The following is a 17,221-nucleotide window of genomic DNA, read 5'->3' as shown; positions in this document are numbered from 1 at the left end:
TTTGCGCTGCCGGTGCGCAGCGTCAAACTTCCGGTACGCCGTGATCCGGCGCGTCGCGGGCGTTGCAGTAGACTGGCCGCACCGTCAGTTGCAGGAGCCGGCATGAAATCGTCCAACATCATCGTGCAGCGTGTCTATGAAGGCACCGGTCCGGAAGGTCACTACCTTGCCCTGGTCGACCGCATGTGGCCACGCGGACTGCGCCGCGCAGACCTGGGCCTGGACGAATGGGCCCGCGACATCGCCCCCAGCGCCGAACTGTGCAAATGGTTCAGCCACATCGAGGACCGCTGGGATGACTTCCGCGCCAAGTATCTGGCTGAACTTGCCACCCCAGCGCAGCAATCGCGCATGGCGGCGTTGCTGGACGCGGCGGGGGATCGCCCCCTGACCTTGCTTTTCGGTGCGCGCAATACCGAGCACAACCAGGCGGTAGTGTTGCGCGACGCGCTTCTCGACTACGCCCGACATCACCGCAAACGCGCAGCCTGAACCAGCCGTCCCCGCGCCGCGATCCGCCTGCGCTTCCGCCTTTACCCCCTTTACCCTTATGCCCCACCGATGGCGCGCGCCCTGCGCGCCCGAGCCTATCCCAGAGGAATTCCATGTCTTTCAGTTCCGATGCCTGGACCCGCAACGCCGCGCTCTATGAGAAGACGCGCGACATGCCGTTCAACCGCGAGTTGGCCAGCGGCCAGCCCGCCGAGGACGCGTTCAAGCACTACATGATCCAGGACGCGCACTATCTGGTGGCATTCGGACGCGCGCTCGCCATCGCCGCCGCCAAGGCCGGCGATGCCGATGGCGTGGTGCAGTTTGCCGAGGCCGCCAAGGGCGCCGTCGTCGCCGAGCGCAGCCTGCACGCCGGGTTCATGCAGCAGTTTGGTATCGACGCCGCTACCTTCGAAGCCACGCCACTGACGCCGGCGAGCCATCACTACACCAGCTTCCTGATTGCCACCGCCTGGAGCGCGCCCTATCCGGTCGTCCTGGCCGCCCTGCTGCCCTGCTTCTGGATCTACGCCGAGATCGGGCGCGACATCCACGCACGCGCCGTGCGGCCCAATCCGTATGCGGCCTGGATCGACACCTACGCCGGCGACGATTTCCACGCGCTGGTCCGCGCCGTGATCGCCACCGTGGATCGTGCGGCGGATACGGCGTCGCCGCAGACCCTGGCCGCGATGCACCAGGCCTACACGCACGCCGCCCAGCTTGAATGGATGTTTTGGGATTCGGCGCACCGTCAGGCTGGCTGGCCAGTCTGATTGGGAGGGCGGTCTGATCGCACAAGCGGGCCAATCCGGCTGACCGGGCTGTGCCAAAATCGCGCCCATGCCGATCGACAACCGCCTCACATCCAACGCCCTGGCCGCCCAGGCCGCGCAACTGCCTGCCGCGTGGCAGGCCGCCCTGTCCGCCGACCCCGCCGTCGCCGCCGCGCTGGCTGCCGCCACCGCCCATGTGGAGGCGCGCCTCGCACAAGGCGCCGTGGTGTACCCCGCCACGCCCTTCCGCGCGCTGCATGGCCTGGCGCCGTCGGACGTGCGCGTCGTGATCCTGGGCCAGGATCCCTACCATGGCCCCGGCCAGGCGCAGGGCCTGGCGTTTTCGGTGCCGGACGATTGCAAGCGCCCGCCCAGCCTGCGCAATATCTTCAACGAGATTGCGCGCGACTATCCGGCGCTGAGCGTCCCGGCGGGCAACGATCTGAGCCCCTGGGCCGACCAAGGTGTGCTGCTGCTCAACACGGCACTCACGGTCGAAGACGGCCAGCCCGCCTCGCACGCGAAGCGCGGCTGGGAAACGGTGACGGATGCGCTGATCGCGCACGTGGCACGCGATCCCTCGCCCAAGGTCTTCATGCTGTGGGGCGCCCACGCGCAGGCCAAGCGGCTGTTGCTTCCGCCCGACAGTGGTCATCTCGTCCTGATGTCCAACCATCCGTCTCCGCTATCCGCCCGCCGGCCGCCCGTGCCCTTCCTCGGGTGCGGCCATTTCCGGGCCACCAACACCTGGCTGCAGGACCAAGGGAAAAACCCTATTGATTGGGGGCTGGACAAAAAAATAATTCCATTGCAGGGCGAATTCGGGTTATGATCGCCGCACTGCACAAAACGAGTTCGGCATTTACCGCCTTGATTTAGCGGAATTTTTTGCAGACTGCCGGGAAGCCTATCCCCGGCCTCATGCCGAACTATCATCGATTCCTGACCCCTTTCCTTTCGCCCTGCGTTCCATCAGTACAAGAGAACGCGCCACGCGCATGGTTGATCCGGTCGGCACGATGCTCCATCAACCGTCGCCTGGATCCGGCCGCCTAATCCCCTGGCCCGACCAAGCACTGCGTCGCATTGATTGCGGCAAGGGAAAGTAATGTCTTTCGATACCCTGGGTCTCGCGCCCGCCCTGTTGTCGGCCGTTCAAGAAGCTGGCTTCACCACCCCCACCTCCGTTCAAGCCGCCGCCATTCCCCAAGCACTGGCCGGCCATGACCTGATGGTGTCCTCGCAGACCGGCAGCGGCAAGACCGCCGCCTTCATGCTGCCCGCCCTGCACCGCATCGCCCAGATGCCCGCCAACAAGGGCGTCGGCGTGCAAGTGCTGGTGCTGACCCCGACCCGCGAACTGGCCCTGCAAGTCACGGAAGCCACCGCCACCTACGGCCGCAAGCTGGCCGACCTGCGCACCGCGACCGTCGTGGGCGGCATGCCCTACGGCGCGCAACTGAAGGCGCTGTCGCGCCGCGTTGACGTGCTGGTCGCCACCCCGGGCCGCCTGATCGACCACCTGCAATCGGGCCGCGTCAAGCTGAACACCGTGCACACGCTGGTGCTGGACGAAGCCGATCGCATGCTGGACATGGGCTTCATTGAAGATATCGAGACCATCGTCGAGCGCCTGCCCGAAGGCCGCCAGACGCTGCTGTTCTCGGCCACGCTGGACGGCACCGTCGCCAAGCTGGCCTCGCGCATGATGCGCGAGCCGCAGCGCATCGAGATCGCCGGCGCCAAGGAAAAGCACACCAACATCACGCAAAGCCTGCTGTACGCGGACGATGCCAGCCACAAGATGCAACTGCTGGATCACGTGCTGCGCGACGCCTCGCTGGATCAAGCCATCGTCTTCACGTCGACCAAGCGCGGCGCGGACGACCTGGCCGACCGCCTGGCCGACCAAGGCTTTGCCGCCGCTGCCCTGCACGGCGACATGAACCAGCGCCAACGCACCCGCACGTTGTCGCAACTGCAACGCGGCCAACTGCGCATCCTGGTCGCCACCGACGTGGCTGCCCGCGGCATCGACGTGCAAGGCATCAGCCACGCCGTCAACTTCGACCTGCCGATGCAGGCCGAAGACTACGTGCACCGCATCGGCCGCACGGGCCGCGCTGGCCGCAACGGTCTGGCCTTCACGCTGGCCACGCACTCCGAGCGCCACAAGGTCCGCCGCATCGAGCACTACATCGGCCAGTCCATCACCCCTGAAGTGATCGCCGGCCTGGAACCCAAGCGCACCCCGCGTCCGTCCACCGGTGGCGGCGGCGGCAAGCCGTATGGCAAGCCTTTCGGCAAGCGTCCCGGCGGTTTCGGCGGTTCGCGCCATGCGGGCGGCTTTGCAGGTAACCGCGACGGCGCGCCGCGCGATGGCGCACCGCGTGAAGGCCGTTCGTTCGGCGGCCCGCGTGGCGAGTTCAAGCCGCGCGACGGCGGCTACCAAGGCAACCGTTCGTTCGACGACCGCCCGTTTGGCGACCGCCCGCAGCGTTCCTTCGGTGACCGTCCCAGCTTCGGCGATCGTCCCCAGCGCGAAGGCGGCTACCAGGGCAATCGTCCCTTCGGCGACCGTCCTCAGCGTGAAGGCGGCTTCCGCGGCGGCGACCGCGATTCGCGTCCCAGCTTCGGCGACCGTCCCAGCTATGGCGACCGTCCGCAGCGCGATGCCCGCCCGTTCAGCGAGCGTGCCCCGCGTGAAGGCGGCTTCCGTGGTGGCGATCGCGACGCGCGCCCCAGCTTTGGCGACCGTCCCAGCTTCGGCGACCGTCCGCAGCGCGAAGGCGGCTTCCGCGGCGGTGATCGCCCCGAAGGCGGTTTCCGTGGCAAGCCCTCGTTCGACAAGCGTCCTGGCGCGCCCGCCAAGCGCTTCGGCAAGTCGAACGATCGCCGCGGCTGATCCCACGCCTGATTCAAAAAAGCCCCGCGGCCATGCCGTGGGGTTTTTTTTTGGGAAAATGCCGGTTTACCCACGTCTCTGCCGCCCATGCAACGCCCCGCCCCCGCCAATCTGCCCCCCCTTTCCCCCGTCGCGCGTGAGCACAGCGACGCTACCGCCGCCCACCTGCGCGCCGCGATCGCGTCCAACGGCGGCTGGCTGCCGTTCGATCACTGGATGGCGGAAGCCTTGTATGCCCCCGGGCTGGGTTATTACGCGGCAGGCAACGTCAAGCTGGCCGATGCTGACGACGGCGGCAAGACGCCAGCCGGCGACTTCGTGACCGCGCCGCAGCTCACGCCGCTGTTTGCGCGCACGCTCGCGCGCCAGGCGGCCGAGGTGCTGCGCCAGACCGGCACGCACGACGTGCTGGAGTTCGGCGCCGGCACCGGCGCGCTGGCCGAAGGCGTGCTGCATGAACTGGATGCGCTGGGCCTGGCCGACACGCGCTATTGGGTCCTGGAAGTGTCGGCGGACCTGCGCGCCCGCCAGGCCGAACGGCTGGCGCCTTTCGGCGACAGGGTGCAGTGGCTGGATGCGCTACCGAACGCGTTTTCGGGCTGCGTGCTGGCCAACGAGGTGCTGGACGCGATGCCCGTGTCGCTCTTTGCCTGGAGCGAAGCGGGTCAGGTGCAGGAACGCGGCGTGACGGTGGATGCGAACGGCGGGTTCACGTGGGAAGATCGGCCGGCCCCGGCGGCCCTGGCCACCGCCGTTGCGGCGCGCATGCCCGCGCTGCCCGGCTATGTGTCCGAAATCAATCTGCAGGGCGAGGCGTGGATCGCCGCGATGGGCAGTTGGCTCGAGCGCGGCGCGGCCTTGCTGGTGGACTATGGCTTTCCGCGCAGCGAGTACTACCATCCGCAGCGCGCGGGCGGCACGCTGATGTGCCACCTGCGCCACCATGCGCATGGCGACCCCTTCACCGCGCCGGGCCTGCAGGACATCACTGCGCACGTGGACTTCACCGCGATGGCGGAAGCCGCCCTTGAGGCGGGCATGCAGGTGCTGGGCTACACCTCGCAGGCCCGCTTTCTGATGAACGCCGGATTGATGGATCTGCTGGCCGGGCTGGACCCGTCCGATGCCCAGGCCTACGCGCAGGCGGTCGCGCCCGTGCAGAAGCTGCTGTCGGAGGCCGAGATGGGCGAGTTGTTCAAGGTGCTGGCCATCGGCCGCGGCATGACGGCGCCGCTGTCCGGGTTTTCACGCGGCGACCGGCTGGGCAAGCTGTAAGCGACGGGTAGTGGCCGACTGCGCTGAGCGGCTGCGGCGAGTAACTGCGGGGAGTAACTGCGACGAGTACTGCAGCAAGCGGCTGCGATGTGCAATTGCGGCAAGCGCCGCAGCCGCCGGCCGAATCAGCCCGCCTGCAGATCCACCAATCGTGCCAGTCGCGCCTGGCGCACGCTTTCCTTGATGCGCGCCGGCTCGCCCGCGCACGCCTTGGCGATGGCGCCCGCGTCCACGCCGCGCACCGCCGCCACCCGTTCCTGCCAGGCGGGCAGATCCACCGCGCGCAACACGGCCGCGGCATCCAGCAATTCAAAAAAGCGTTCCGGTTTGCGCAAGGCATCGGCGCGCTCCATCAGCGCAAGTTGCGCGTCGGCGCCGTCCGGCATGCCGTCCAATGCATCGAGCGCGTCCAGCACATCAGGCAGCAACCGCGCATAGTCGTTGCATTCCGTGGGCACGCGCATCCGGCGACCAAGCGCCTCGCGATCGGGCGTCAGGCGGCACATCAGCGCGTAGCGGCTTGCCAGCGGCAAGCCCTGCTGCGCGGCGCGGTCGACCTGCGGCCCCACTTCCTCCACGCTCTGCAGTTCGGGCATCACGCGCGCCAGCGCGCCGGATTCGGCTAGCACGCCCAGCATGCGCGAAGGCGTTTGCGCCATCAGGCCGCGCGACAGTTCCTTCCAGACGCGCTCGGCCACCAGCGCATCGGCCTCGCCAGCCGCCACCATGCGCCGGCACAGCGTCATCGTTTCCGGCGCCACGCTGAAATCGCCAAAGCGCGCCGCAAAGCGGGCGAGGCGCAGGATGCGCACGGGGTCTTCCTCGAACGCCTCGCCCACGTGCCGAAAGACGCGGGCGCGCAGGTCGTCGGCGCCGTTCAGCGGGTCGACGAGCTGTCCGTTCTCGTCCTGCGCAATCGCGTTGACCGTGAGGTCGCGGCGGCGCAGATCTTCCTCCAGCGTGACGTCCGTGCCCGTATAAAAAGTGAAGCCCTTGTAGCCCCGCCCCGACTTGCGTTCGGTGCGCGCCAGCGCGTATTCCTCTTTCGTGCGGGGATGCAGGAAGACGGGAAAATCGCCGCCGACCGGAATGAAGCCGCGGCGCGTCATGTCCTCGGGCGTGGCGCCCACCACGACCCAATCGTGATCGCCAGCCGGCAGGCCCAGCAGCGCGTCGCGCACGGCGCCGCCGACGATGTAGGCGCGCAGGCCCTCGGTGGCCGGGTCCCGCGTCATTGCGCCGCGGCGGTTTCAGTGCCGACCGGCACGATGTTGCCCAGGCGTTCCTTCAGCGATTGCGGCTGGCCGGTGAACATCGCCGCGTAGTACGTGGCGTTGGACATCACGTTCTTGACGTACGTGCGCGTTTCGGTGAATGGGATGGTCTCGGCAAAGATGGCGCCTTCAACCGGATGCGTGAACGTCGAGCGCCAGTTGCGCGGCCGGCCCGGACCGGCGTTGTAACCTGCGCTGGCCAGCATCTGCGAACCGTTCAGGTCGCGCAGCACGATGTTCAGGTAGTTGGTGCCCAATTCGGTATTGGTGTCGAAATCATTGACGCTGCCAGGGGTGAAGTCGCTCATGCCGATCTTGCCGGCGACCCACTTGGCCGTGGCGGGCATGAGCTGCATCAGGCCCGAGGCGCCCACATGCGAGCGCGCATCCATGATGAAGCGCGATTCCTGGCGGATCAGCCCGTACACCCACGCCGGATCGAGCGCGATGGCGTTGGCCTTGGCGGTGACGCGGCCCTCGAACGGCGCGATGAAGCGCTGGCTGAAGTCGAATTCCTTTTCCGTGCGGTCCGACGTGTTGACCACGCGGTCGTAGATGTTTTCGGCGCGGGCCAGTTCGGCGGCCGCCATGAGCTGACGATCGTTCATGCCGCGCAGCGTGAAATTCCATTCAGGCACGGCCTCGGCACGCCAGCCCAGACGGAACAGCAGCACGGCGCGCTGCAGGCCCGGATTGGCGCGCGCCTCGGCGATCTCGCGGTCGCTGATGGGCGCCGGACGCGGCGGCACGTTGATGCGCCGGCCCAGTTCTTCGGCCGCGAGCTGGCCATAGAAATCGAAGCGGTCGGAGATGCTGGCATAGGCGGCCTGGGCCTTTTCCTTGTGGCCCTGCGCGGCCTGGCCGCGGGCCTTCCAGTACACCCACGCGGTCTCGGCCTGCTGCGAGGCCGGCATCTCGTCGATGGATTCGATGACCCACTTCCAGTCGATCTTGGGCTGGCGCAGCGCCGCGCGCACCTTCCAGGCGGCGTTGTATTCCGTCATGCGGATATGGCCGGCCTCGCGGTACCAGTCGTTGGCGCGGCTGTCCAAGCCCAGCGCGGCGGCCAGCGCGTACTGCCCCCGCACCCAGGCCAGATTCTGCTTGGACATCGACCTGGCCCATTCGCGGCGCAGATAGGAATCGGCGACGCTGACGTCCGACCGCGCCAGGCGGGCCAGCGCGATCGTGACCAGTTCCTTTTCGTTGCGGCCCACCGGCATGCGGTCCTGGCGCGTGAGCCACTTCATGGGGTCCTTCATCAGGACGTCGTAGGTCTTCACGTCGCGCGGCTCGAACATGTACTGCACGAACTTGCGCGCGTCGGTGGTCTTGTTGGCCTCGATGGCGTCGCGCAGCTGCGGTTCAAGCTGCTCCCAGCCCAGGATGCCGTCGGCCACGAGCTGGTCGTACAGCGCCCAGCACGCGCTGCCGGGCGCGAAGACGGCCATCGCCTGCGCGGCGGTGGCGCGCTGGCCGGTCATGTGTTTGGCGTCAAGAATGGCGCATTCGATCTGCGCGTTGCTGTTCTTCACGGGCGCCAGCTTGCGCACGGTTTCGAAGTCGCCGCTGCGCGCGGCAGCCAGCAGCCAGTCGCCGCGCAGGCGGTCGGCCAGATAGGCGTCGCCATTGCTGTTGATGAACTGCTGCAGGGCCGCGACGGGACGGCCCGAGGCGGGCGGCGTCCAGAGCTGGTAGCGCAGCAGCCAGTACTCGGGGTACATACCCAGCGGATCGCCCTTGGCCTGCGGCACGAGCACGCCCAGAACGGACCACTGCTTGCGGCTCATGGCCTCGCGGGCGGCGACCACGGCGGCCAGCGCGGGAGTTTCGGCAGTAGGCGGCAGGCCTGCCAGCGCCACGGGCGGCACCGCGATCATCGGCTGGGCGGCCTGCACGGCGGGCTGGGGCTGAGGATTGACGGCGGCGCTGCGCTGCTGCGCATCAACGGGCGCACAGGCGGCGGTGAACAGCGCCACCAGCGGGAGAAAGCGGTGCAACCCGCGGTACAGCCCGGAGCGGGCGTCGGCGGCTTGGGACGAGGATTTCTGATACCGTGGTGGCTGCTGGGCGCCTGTCTCTCGACGCACCCGCATGCTGAGCCTACGCAAGTTCGTCTTCAGCATGTTTGCCTTCATCTTCAACCCCCCGGTTACAGCCACAGCATGACTACGCAAAATACTCAAGAGGATACCGCAGTCCAGGAGCGCACGCGATTGCGAAAATTGCGCGCCGACCTGCCGGAAGACCAGCGCAGCCGGGGCGCTTTGCTCATGCGCGCGCGCCTGTTCACATGGCTGAACGTCGCCCGCGACCAGGCCGTGCAGGCGGGCAATCCGGCCCCCACAACCGTCGCCGCGTTCTGGCCCATGGCCGACGAACCCGATCTGCGCCCCCTGTTGACGCAATGGAGCGAGGCCGGCATGACCGTCGCCCTGCCCGTGGTGCGCGAGCGCAACGCGCCGCTCGCGTTCCTGCCCTGGACCCCCGAGGCCGAGCTGCGCGCCGGCCCCTACGGCATCCAGGAGCCCGTGGCCGGTCCCGAACTGCTGCCTGATGTCGTTCTGGTGCCCACCCTCGGTTACACCGAACAGGGCGACCGCCTGGGCTACGGCGGCGGCTACTACGACCGCACGCTCGCCGCCCTGCGCGAACGTGGCCACGCGTTCACCGCCATCGGCATCGCCTGGAGCTGCGGCGAGCTGGATCCGGGATACGTCCCCGCTGCGCACGACGTCCGGCTGGACGCGGTGCTGACCCAGGACGGCTGGGTGCCGCACGCCCCGCTCGAGGAAGGCAAGACAGGCGGATCGGTCCTGCATTCGTATCGGATGAACTGACACGCCGATCTGCGGTGCAACCAACGCACCTGTCCGATGCACCCCTCTGACGCACCCGTCGACGCACCCGGCGACGCACCAGCCTGACGCATCAGCAGCTTCGCGGGGGCGCACCAGCGTGGTGCGCCTTCCAACGCCCCCGCGCCCGCCGTGGCGCGGCCTGTCCCCCGATCTCCGCGTCGTCCGCCGTGGGGATGGCAATTCCCCCGTCCGCAGCGCATATTGACTCCGTGGCGCCCGCCTGCCGCCAAACCTGGCATGCGGGTTGCTTGTAGATATGCATCTGCACCGGAGGAGCCATGATGGACAGACCCGCCCGCCCATCCGCCTATGACGAAATGCGCGACGGCGAAAACCGCATCCGCGCCCACTATCAGGCATTCGAGCGCTGGCACAACGAGCAGTCGGCCGAGGCCATGTCCGTGCGCCGGCTCGAGGCCGACCTGAGCTTTCGCCGGGTCGGCATCACGTTCTCGGTGGCGGGCGACGCCGCCGGCACCGAACGCCTCATCCCTTTCGACCTGATCCCCCGCATCATCCCCGCCGACGAATGGCGGCTCCTGGAGGCGGGCCTGAAGCAGCGCGTGCGTGCGCTGAACCTGTTCATCCGCGACATCTATCACGGCCACGACATCGTGCGCGCCGGCATCGTGCCAGCTGAGCAGGTCTTCCTGAACGCGCAATACCGCCCCGAGATGCAGGACGTCGACGTGGCCGAAGACATCTACTGCCACATCGCCGGCGTGGACATCGTGCGGGCGGGCGCCGGCGAGTTCTATGTGCTGGAGGACAACCTGCGCGTGCCGTCGGGCGTGTCCTACATGCTGGAGAACCGCAAGATGTCGATGCGACTGATGCCCGACGCCTTCGGCCGCATCAAGGTCGAGCCGGTTGCCCACTACCCCGACCTGCTGCTGGACAACCTGCGCGAGGTCGCGCCGCACGGCGGCGACGACCCCACCGTGGTGGTGCTGACGCCGGGCATGTACAACTCGGCGTACTTCGAGCACGCGTTCCTGGCGCAGCAGATGGGCGTGGAACTGGTCGAAGGCCAGGACCTGTTCGTCGAACAGAACACCGTCTACATGCGCACCACGCGCGGGCCGCGCAAGGTGGACGTGATCTACCGCCGGCTGGACGACGATTTTCTGGATCCGCTGGCGTTTCGCGCCGATTCCGCGCTGGGCGTGCCGGGCCTCTTGTCGGTGTATCGCGCCGGCCGCGTCACGCTGGCCAACGCCATCGGCACCGGCATCGCCGACGACAAATCCACGTACCTGTACGTGCCCGACATGATCCGCTTCTACCTGGGCGAAGAACCCATCCTGTCGAATGTGCCCACCTGGCGCTGCGGCCGGCCGGACGAGCTGTCGCACGTGCTGGCCAACATGCACGAACTGGTGGTCAAGGAAGTGCACGGCGCGGGCGGCTACGGCATGCTGGTCGGGCCGTCCGCCTCGCGCGCCCACGTGGACGCGTTCAGGGACCGCGTACGCGCCAACCCCGGCAACTACATCGCGCAGCCCACGCTGGCGCTGTCGACCACGCCGACCTACGTGGAATCAGGCGTCGCGCCGCGCCACGTGGACCTGCGTCCGTACGTGCTGTGCGGCAAGGAGATCCGCACCGTGCCGGGCGGCCTGTGCCGCGTGGCGCTGACCGAGGGCTCGCTGGTGGTCAACAGCAGCCAGGGCGGCGGCACGAAGGACACCTGGGTGCTGGAGGACTGACCATGCTGAGCCGAACCGCCGACAACCTGTTCTGGATGTGCCGCTACACCGAGCGCGCCGAAAACACCGCCCGCATGCTGGACGTGAACCTGCAGATGTCGCTGCTGCCGCAGGACACGCACACGCGCGAAGGCTCGTGGCTGGGCGTGCTGCGCATTTCCGAGCTGCAGGGCCTGTACCAAAGCAAATACGCCTCTATATCGCCGCACGACGTGCTGCAGTACATGGTGCGCGATCCGGAGAATCCGTCATCGATCTATGCCTGCATGCGCGCCGCTCGCGAAAACGCGCGCGCGGTGCGCGGCAGCCTGACGACCGAAGTCTGGGAAACCTACAACACCACCTGGCTTGAACTCCTCAAGCACCTGCACACCGGCCTGCTGGAGCGCAATCCGGGCGAGTTCTTCGAGTGGGTGAAGTTCCGCTCGCATCTGGCGCGCGGCGTCACGATCGCCACCATGCTGGAAGACGAGGCGCTGTACTTCATGCGCATCGGCATGCATCTGGAACGCGCCGACAACACCGCGCGCATGCTGGACGTGAAGTTCCATGAACGCGGCGGCGCGGGCGCGCAGGACAGCCGTGCGGAACCGGCCGGCGCGGCCGCCGTGCAAAGCGAGTTCTATCGCTGGTCGGCGCTGCTCAGCTCCGTGTCCGGCCTGGAGATCTACCGCAAGGTGTACCGTGATGTCATCACGCCCGACCGCGTGGCCGAACTGCTGATCCTGCATGGCGACATGCCGCGATCGCTGCTGGCCGCGATGCGGGCGGTGGCCGGCGACCTGGCGCGCGTCTCGAATCAGCGCTCCACGGAAACCGAGCGCCGCGCGGGCATGCTATGTGCGGAGCTGCAGTACGGGCGCGTCGAAGACATACTGGCGAGCGGACTGCACCGCTACCTGGATCGCTTCCTGGACCGCATCAACGACCTGGGCAACCGGATCAGCCAGGACTTCCTGGTGCCGCTGTCGGCCTAACACGGGAGAGGCAATGAAGCAGATCATCACGCACGTCACGCATTACCGCTACACGGCGCCGGTCAACTACAGCATCCAGACCCTGCGCCTGACGCCGCGCGACGACGAACACCAGCGCGTGCTGCGCTGGCACATCGAGGCCCCCGGCGAACTGGACAAGCAGGTCGACGCCTTCGGCAACATCACGCATACCCTGACCCTGAACCAGCCGCACAGCGACATCGAATTGCGCGTCTCCGGCCAGGTGCTGGTGGCGCCGCTGACGCGCGGCGTGCTGGGCAGCGAAGACAGCCGCCTGCCGGTGCACGCCTATTGCGTGCCGACGCGGCTGACGCAGGCGGACGAGACGATTCTGGCCTTTGCGCGGGCAGTGTTGCCGAATGGACTGTCGACGTCGGACGACATCCTGAAACTGGCGACGGCAATCCACGGACGCGTGGCCTACGTGCCCGGCACCACGGACGTCACCACCGCCGCCGATCAGGTGCTGGCCCTGGGCCTCGGCGTGTGCCAGGACCACGCCCACCTCTTCCTGGCCTGCGTGCGCGGCCTGGCGGTGCCGGCGCGGTACGTCAGCGGTTACCTGTACACCACCGCCGAGCATGCGGCCAGCCACGCGTGGGCGGACGTCTGGCTGCCCGACGTGGGGTGGACCAGCGTGGACATCACCAACAACCAGTTCGCCTCGGAGTGCCATTGCCGGCTGGCGGTGGGCCGGGACTACGACTCGGCCTCGCCCGTGCGCGGCGTGCGCACCGGCGGCGGCGAGGAATCGATGGAAATCAGCGTCCAGGTCCAGGTCGGCGCGCAGCAGTAGCCGGCAGCAATAAGCCGCCGCAGTATGCCGTTACATCCGCCCCGCCGCGCCGCAATACAATGCGTGGTGGCTTTTCCCTCTTTCCGATCATGACCTACTGCGTAGCCGCCCGCCTCGACGCCGGCCTGGTGTTTCTCTCCGACTCCCGCACCAATGCGGGCGTCGACCAGATCAGCGTCTTTCGCAAAATGACCGTTTTCGAACTGCCGGGCGAGCGCGTCATGGTCCTGATGACCTCCGGCAATCTGGCGGTCAGCCAGGCCGTGCTGAACGTGCTGACCCGTCAGCGCGAAGAAGGCGCCGACACCCTCTGGAACGCGCCCGACATGTTCGCGGCCACGCGGCTGGTGGGCGCGGCGGTGCGCGAGGTCTACCGCAGCGAGGCCGCCGCCCTGCACGAGCAGGGCGTGGATTTCAACGTCAGCATGATCTTCGGCGGCCAGATCGGCACCGAACAATGCCGCCTGTTCCAGGTGTATTCGGCGGGCAACTTCATCGAGGCCGGCCAGGAATGCCCCTATTTCCAGATCGGCGAGGCCAAGTACGGCAAGCCCATCCTGGATCGCGTGCTGCAGCCGGACACCTCGCTGGACGAGGCCGCCAAGTGCGCGCTGATCTCCATGGATTCCACGCTGCGCTCCAATATCTCGGTCGGCGTGCCACTGGACCTGCTCGTGTATAGCGCCAACTCGTTGCGCGTGACGCACTTTGCCAGCATCGACGAACACAACGAATACTTCCGCATGATCCGCGGCACCTGGGGTGAACGCCTGCGCCAGGTCTTCGCGGAAATCCCGGATCCGTCGTGGACCAATCCCGACGCCCCCGGCTCACTGGTGCCGCCGTCGCGCGTGCACCAGCCGCTGCGCATGGAGCCCGTCAACACCGCCCACGCCCCCTACGTGACGCCGCAGGTGCTGGCCGAAGAGCCGGGCAAGGACCAGCCCAACTGAGGCGGTTCGGGCGCAACATAGGGCGGGCGTCCATCCTTCAGCGGCCCTCACCCTTCAACGACTCCGACACATCAGCGCCGCTCGAACTTCGGCGCGCGCTTTTCTTCAAACGCCTTGCGGCCTTCCTTGGCGTCGGCGGTGGCAAAGCAGATCGCCTGCAGATCGCGCTCGTATTCCACGGCCTTCTCCAGCGGCATCGACAGCGCGGCGCGCAGATTGACGCGGGCCGTCTCGGCGGCGATGGGCGCGCGCGAGGCGATGGTGGCGGCGAGCGCCTGCGCGCGCTCGCGCAGTTGTTCTTGCGGCACCACCTCGCTCACCAGACCCCAGACCAGCGCCTGATCGGCGCGGATGGGGTCGCCGGTCAGCACCATGAGTGCGGCGTTGCTCGGGCCGATCGCATGGACAAGCTGCGCCGTCATGCCGCCGCCGCCGATCCAGCCCAGCTTGATCTCTGGCGCGCCCAGGCGCGCGTTGTCGGCGGCGATGCGGATATCGCAGGCCAATGCCATCTCCAGGCCGCCGCCGAAGGTGTAGCCGTTGATCGCGGCCACCGTGGGCTTTTTCAACATGCGCACGCAGTCGCAGTAGTCGAGCCGGTTGCGAAAATCCCAGGGCGTCGCGTAGCGGTCCAGCTCGGTGATGTCCGAGCCGGCGCAGAAGGCCTTGGGACCCGCACCGGTCAGGATCACCGCGCGCACCTGCGAGTCGGTATTGCATTGCTCCACCGCCGCGATCAGCAAATCGGCCATCTCGGGCGTCATCGCGTTCAGCTTCTCTGGGCGGTTGAGTTCGATGATGGCGACATGGCCATCGATACTGAGATTGACGAGTGCGCTCACGTCGACATCCTTATTGCGGAGTGCTTGGGGTGGCGGCCAGGCTGGCCTCGAAACGCTCGGCCAGGCCGCGCGCCAATGCTTGGGACGATGCGCCGGCGGCGACGCCATCGCGCAGGAACTGCGAGGCCTCGCTCTGAAAGGCGATGTAGCCGTCGTGCCGCGGCCGGATCCAGGCCGCTTCCAGCGTGCGGGCCGTATTGGCGTAGAAGTTGCCGCTCGCCGCATTCACGTTTGCATCGGCCCAGCTGCCCCGATGGCTGGGCTGTCCGTCATGCTGCGGGATGAAGCGGCTTTGGGTCTCGGCTGCCAGCAACCACAACAGATGCGCGCGCAGCTCTGGTCCCACGATGCAGCGCCGCGATATCGCAATGCCGGTGCCGCCGAGGATCGACCCGGGCCGGCCAGCGTCGGCCTGGGGCGCGTCACGGAACGTGAGCGGCTTGGCGACGGCGGCGGTGGCGTAATTCACGTAGCCATAGACCAGCGGGCAGAGCGTGATGTCATCACGCGAGCTCATGTGACCAAGCAAGGCGATCGGGTTGTATGCCAGGGCGTGCGCGGGCGTGCGCCGCGCCAGTTCAGTGAGCACATCGCACGCACCGGCGAGCGTCGCTTCGTCGTGCCAGGCGCCGTGCGGCCGCAGGTCGGTGTCGGGCGCGATGGCCGCGGCGATCGACAGCAGCGACAGAAACGGATGCGGACCACCCCAGCTGAGCGCGACCGAGCCGCTGCGTTGCGACAGCGTCATCACCGCATCCCATGTGCGCGGCACGGGGCCGTCGAGCCGATCCGCGCGCGTGGCCATCACCTGCGTCGCAGCGTCCAGCGGCAGCGCCCATTGACGGTCGGCCATGCGATAGCTGTCGTACGACAGTCCGATGCTGTCGCGTGCGATCCGCGCCAGCTCATCGGGCGCGAACACGGTGTCCAGCGGCTGCAGGCAATCGTGCGCCAGGGCTTCGCCCAGATGCGGATGATCCAGCACCACCAGGTCATAGCGGGCGCAGAGCTCGGCAATCGGCGCCGACTCGAACCCCTCGAGCGACTGCTTGTCCCAGTGCACCAGCGGCGTGTGGGCGGTCGCCGCGTGCAGCGCATTGAAGCCGCGCGGGTGATCCCAGGTCAGGCCACGATAGGGTAGCCCGCTCATTCCGAGGCTCCACGCAAAACCGCACCCGAGGCCGCATGTGCGGCGATTTCGTTGTCGCTGAAGCCAAAATCACGCAGCACTTCGTCGGTGTGCTGACCGGTGAGCGGCGCACCGCGCACCACCTGGCTCGGCGTCTTGGAAAAGCGGATCGGAAAGCCTGGCGTCTTGATCCGGCCTTCGGTCGGATGGTCGTATTCGACGAACGTGCCGTTGTGCGCGATCTGCGGATCGTCGACCAGATCGGCATAGCCATACACGGGGCTGCACCAGATGCCGGCGGCATCCAGTTTGGCGAACCAGTCGGCGGTCGAAGCCTTGGCCAGCGTATCGCGCACCAGCGCGTAGATCTCGTCGCGCTTTTCCCAACCGTCGCGTTCGGTGTACGCCGCCAGGCGTGGCTCTTCGGTCACGCGCGCCAGCACCTTCATGTCGGGCATGGCCAGCGCCAGATAGCCGTCCGTCGTCGCGAAGGTGCCATAGGGCGCGCGGATATACACGTGGGCATGCGGCTCGGCGCTGCGCACCTGCGGCTTGTGCCCCACGGTAAACACCGAGAGCTCCTGCATCTGGATCGTGGTGATCGCATCCAGCATGTTGACCTCGACCTTCTGGCCCTCGCCGGTGCGCTCGCGGTGCAGCAGCGCGGCCAGTACGCCTTCGAAGGCGCAGTACGCGGTGACGGCGTCGACCACATACTGGCCCGCCGCACGCGGCGCTTCGCCGGCCCGGCCCGACGACAGCATCGCACCCGACATCGCCTGCAACAGCAGATCCTGCCCGGGACGCGTGGCATAGGGGCCGTCTTCGCCGAAGCCCGACATCGATACATAGATCAGGCGCGGGTTCAGGGCGGACAGGGTCTCGTAGTCCACGCCCAGACGGCCGGCAACGCCCGGCCGATAGTTCTGGATGAACACATCGGCTTGCGCCGCGAGTTTCTGGATGATCTCCTTGCCGCCGGCGCTCTTCAGATCGATCGCCAGCGAGCGCTTGTTGCGGTTAAGCGAAAGAAACGACACGTTGATCTTGTTGCCCGTGATGCCGCCGGCGGGCGCGTGCCGCTGCCATTCGCCGGTGGGCGGCTCGATCTTGATCACGTCGGCGCCCAGGTCGCCCAGGCGCTGCGCCGCGAACGGCCCCGCCATGGCGATGGAGCAGTCCAGAACCTTGTAGCCAGAAAGAATGCTCAT

General features: G+C 67.7%; 15 protein-coding genes. 10 read left to right on the top strand and 5 right to left on the bottom strand.

Going from position 1 to position 17,221, the window contains the following annotated elements:
• The first annotated feature begins 102 nt into the window (after window positions 1-102).
• The 5 genes from B3098_RS04320 to B3098_RS04300 all read left to right on the top strand — a co-directional run bounded on the left by B3098_RS04320 (window position 103) and on the right by B3098_RS04300 (window position 5,448).
• Entirely contained in the window at window positions 103-492 is a 390-nt protein-coding gene (locus B3098_RS04320) for a DUF488 domain-containing protein (protein WP_175136814.1), read from the top strand.
• A 113-nt stretch (window positions 493-605) separates the two neighbouring features.
• Complete coding sequence (gene tenA, locus B3098_RS04315) at window positions 606-1,268, top strand: thiaminase II (RefSeq protein ID WP_286891974.1); 663 nt, start codon at window positions 606-608, stop codon at window positions 1,266-1,268.
• A 67-nt stretch (window positions 1,269-1,335) separates the two neighbouring features.
• Window positions 1,336-2,100 (top strand): uracil-DNA glycosylase, encoded by a 765-nt coding sequence (locus B3098_RS04310; protein WP_175136816.1) that lies wholly within the window; start codon window positions 1,336-1,338, stop codon window positions 2,098-2,100.
• A 276-nt stretch (window positions 2,101-2,376) separates the two neighbouring features.
• Entirely contained in the window at window positions 2,377-4,173 is a 1,797-nt protein-coding gene (locus B3098_RS04305; protein ID WP_286891972.1) for a DEAD/DEAH box helicase, read from the top strand.
• Window positions 4,174-4,260: 87 nt separating this feature from the next.
• Complete coding sequence (locus B3098_RS04300; RefSeq protein WP_286891970.1) at window positions 4,261-5,448, top strand: class I SAM-dependent methyltransferase; 1,188 nt, start codon at window positions 4,261-4,263, stop codon at window positions 5,446-5,448.
• Between the two features lie 125 nt (window positions 5,449-5,573).
• Here B3098_RS04300 and B3098_RS04295 read toward each other — a convergent pair whose 3' ends face one another.
• Entirely contained in the window at window positions 5,574-6,683 is a 1,110-nt protein-coding gene (locus B3098_RS04295) for a CCA tRNA nucleotidyltransferase (RefSeq protein ID WP_286891968.1), read from the bottom strand.
• On the bottom strand, window positions 6,680-8,818 hold the full coding sequence (locus tag B3098_RS04290) for a lytic transglycosylase domain-containing protein (RefSeq protein WP_414631261.1): 2,139 nt from the start codon (window positions 8,816-8,818) through the stop codon (window positions 6,680-6,682). Before B3098_RS04290 ends, B3098_RS04295 begins: the two co-directional genes overlap by 4 nt.
• A gap of 69 nt (window positions 8,819-8,887) precedes the next feature.
• Between B3098_RS04290 and B3098_RS04285 the strand changes: the two genes are divergently transcribed.
• From B3098_RS04285 to B3098_RS04265, 5 genes are all read left to right on the top strand, one after another.
• Entirely contained in the window at window positions 8,888-9,562 is a 675-nt protein-coding gene (locus B3098_RS04285; protein WP_286891967.1) for a 5-formyltetrahydrofolate cyclo-ligase, read from the top strand.
• Between the two features lie 299 nt (window positions 9,563-9,861).
• Complete coding sequence (locus B3098_RS04280) at window positions 9,862-11,292, top strand: circularly permuted type 2 ATP-grasp protein (RefSeq protein WP_286891965.1); 1,431 nt, start codon at window positions 9,862-9,864, stop codon at window positions 11,290-11,292.
• A 2-nt stretch (window positions 11,293-11,294) separates the two neighbouring features.
• Window positions 11,295-12,269 (top strand): alpha-E domain-containing protein, encoded by a 975-nt coding sequence (locus B3098_RS04275; RefSeq protein WP_218342571.1) that lies wholly within the window; start codon window positions 11,295-11,297, stop codon window positions 12,267-12,269.
• 13 nt (window positions 12,270-12,282) lie between these two features.
• Window positions 12,283-13,086, top strand: coding sequence for a transglutaminase family protein (locus tag B3098_RS04270; RefSeq protein WP_286891962.1), 804 nt, complete (start codon window positions 12,283-12,285; stop codon window positions 13,084-13,086).
• 89 nt (window positions 13,087-13,175) lie between these two features.
• On the top strand, window positions 13,176-14,039 hold the full coding sequence (locus B3098_RS04265) for a proteasome-type protease (protein ID WP_175136824.1): 864 nt from the start codon (window positions 13,176-13,178) through the stop codon (window positions 14,037-14,039).
• 71 nt (window positions 14,040-14,110) lie between these two features.
• On the opposite strand, the gene B3098_RS04260 is transcribed toward B3098_RS04265, so the two are convergent.
• Genes B3098_RS04260 through B3098_RS04250 form a run of 3 tightly spaced genes read right to left on the bottom strand, consistent with a single transcriptional unit; the run spans window position 14,111 to window position 17,221 of the window.
• The gene (locus tag B3098_RS04260; RefSeq protein WP_286891960.1) at window positions 14,111-14,881 is read right to left on the bottom strand and encodes an enoyl-CoA hydratase/isomerase family protein; all 771 of its coding nucleotides are present in this window, start codon (window positions 14,879-14,881) and stop codon (window positions 14,111-14,113) included.
• 10 nt (window positions 14,882-14,891) lie between these two features.
• Window positions 14,892-16,031, bottom strand: a complete 1,140-nt coding sequence (locus tag B3098_RS04255; RefSeq protein WP_286891959.1) for an extracellular solute-binding protein — start codon at window positions 16,029-16,031, stop codon at window positions 14,892-14,894.
• Complete coding sequence (locus B3098_RS04250; protein ID WP_175186179.1) at window positions 16,028-17,221, bottom strand: CaiB/BaiF CoA transferase family protein; 1,194 nt, start codon at window positions 17,219-17,221, stop codon at window positions 16,028-16,030. The genes B3098_RS04255 and B3098_RS04250 overlap by 4 nt, the downstream gene beginning before the upstream one ends.

The sequence above is a fragment of the Achromobacter sp. UBA2119 genome, assembly GCF_002331005.1.
Taxonomy (GTDB): domain Bacteria; phylum Pseudomonadota; class Gammaproteobacteria; order Burkholderiales; family Burkholderiaceae_B; genus Achromobacter; species Achromobacter animicus.
Note: the sequence above shows the minus strand (reverse complement) of the source record. Positions and strands in the feature narration are given on the sequence as shown.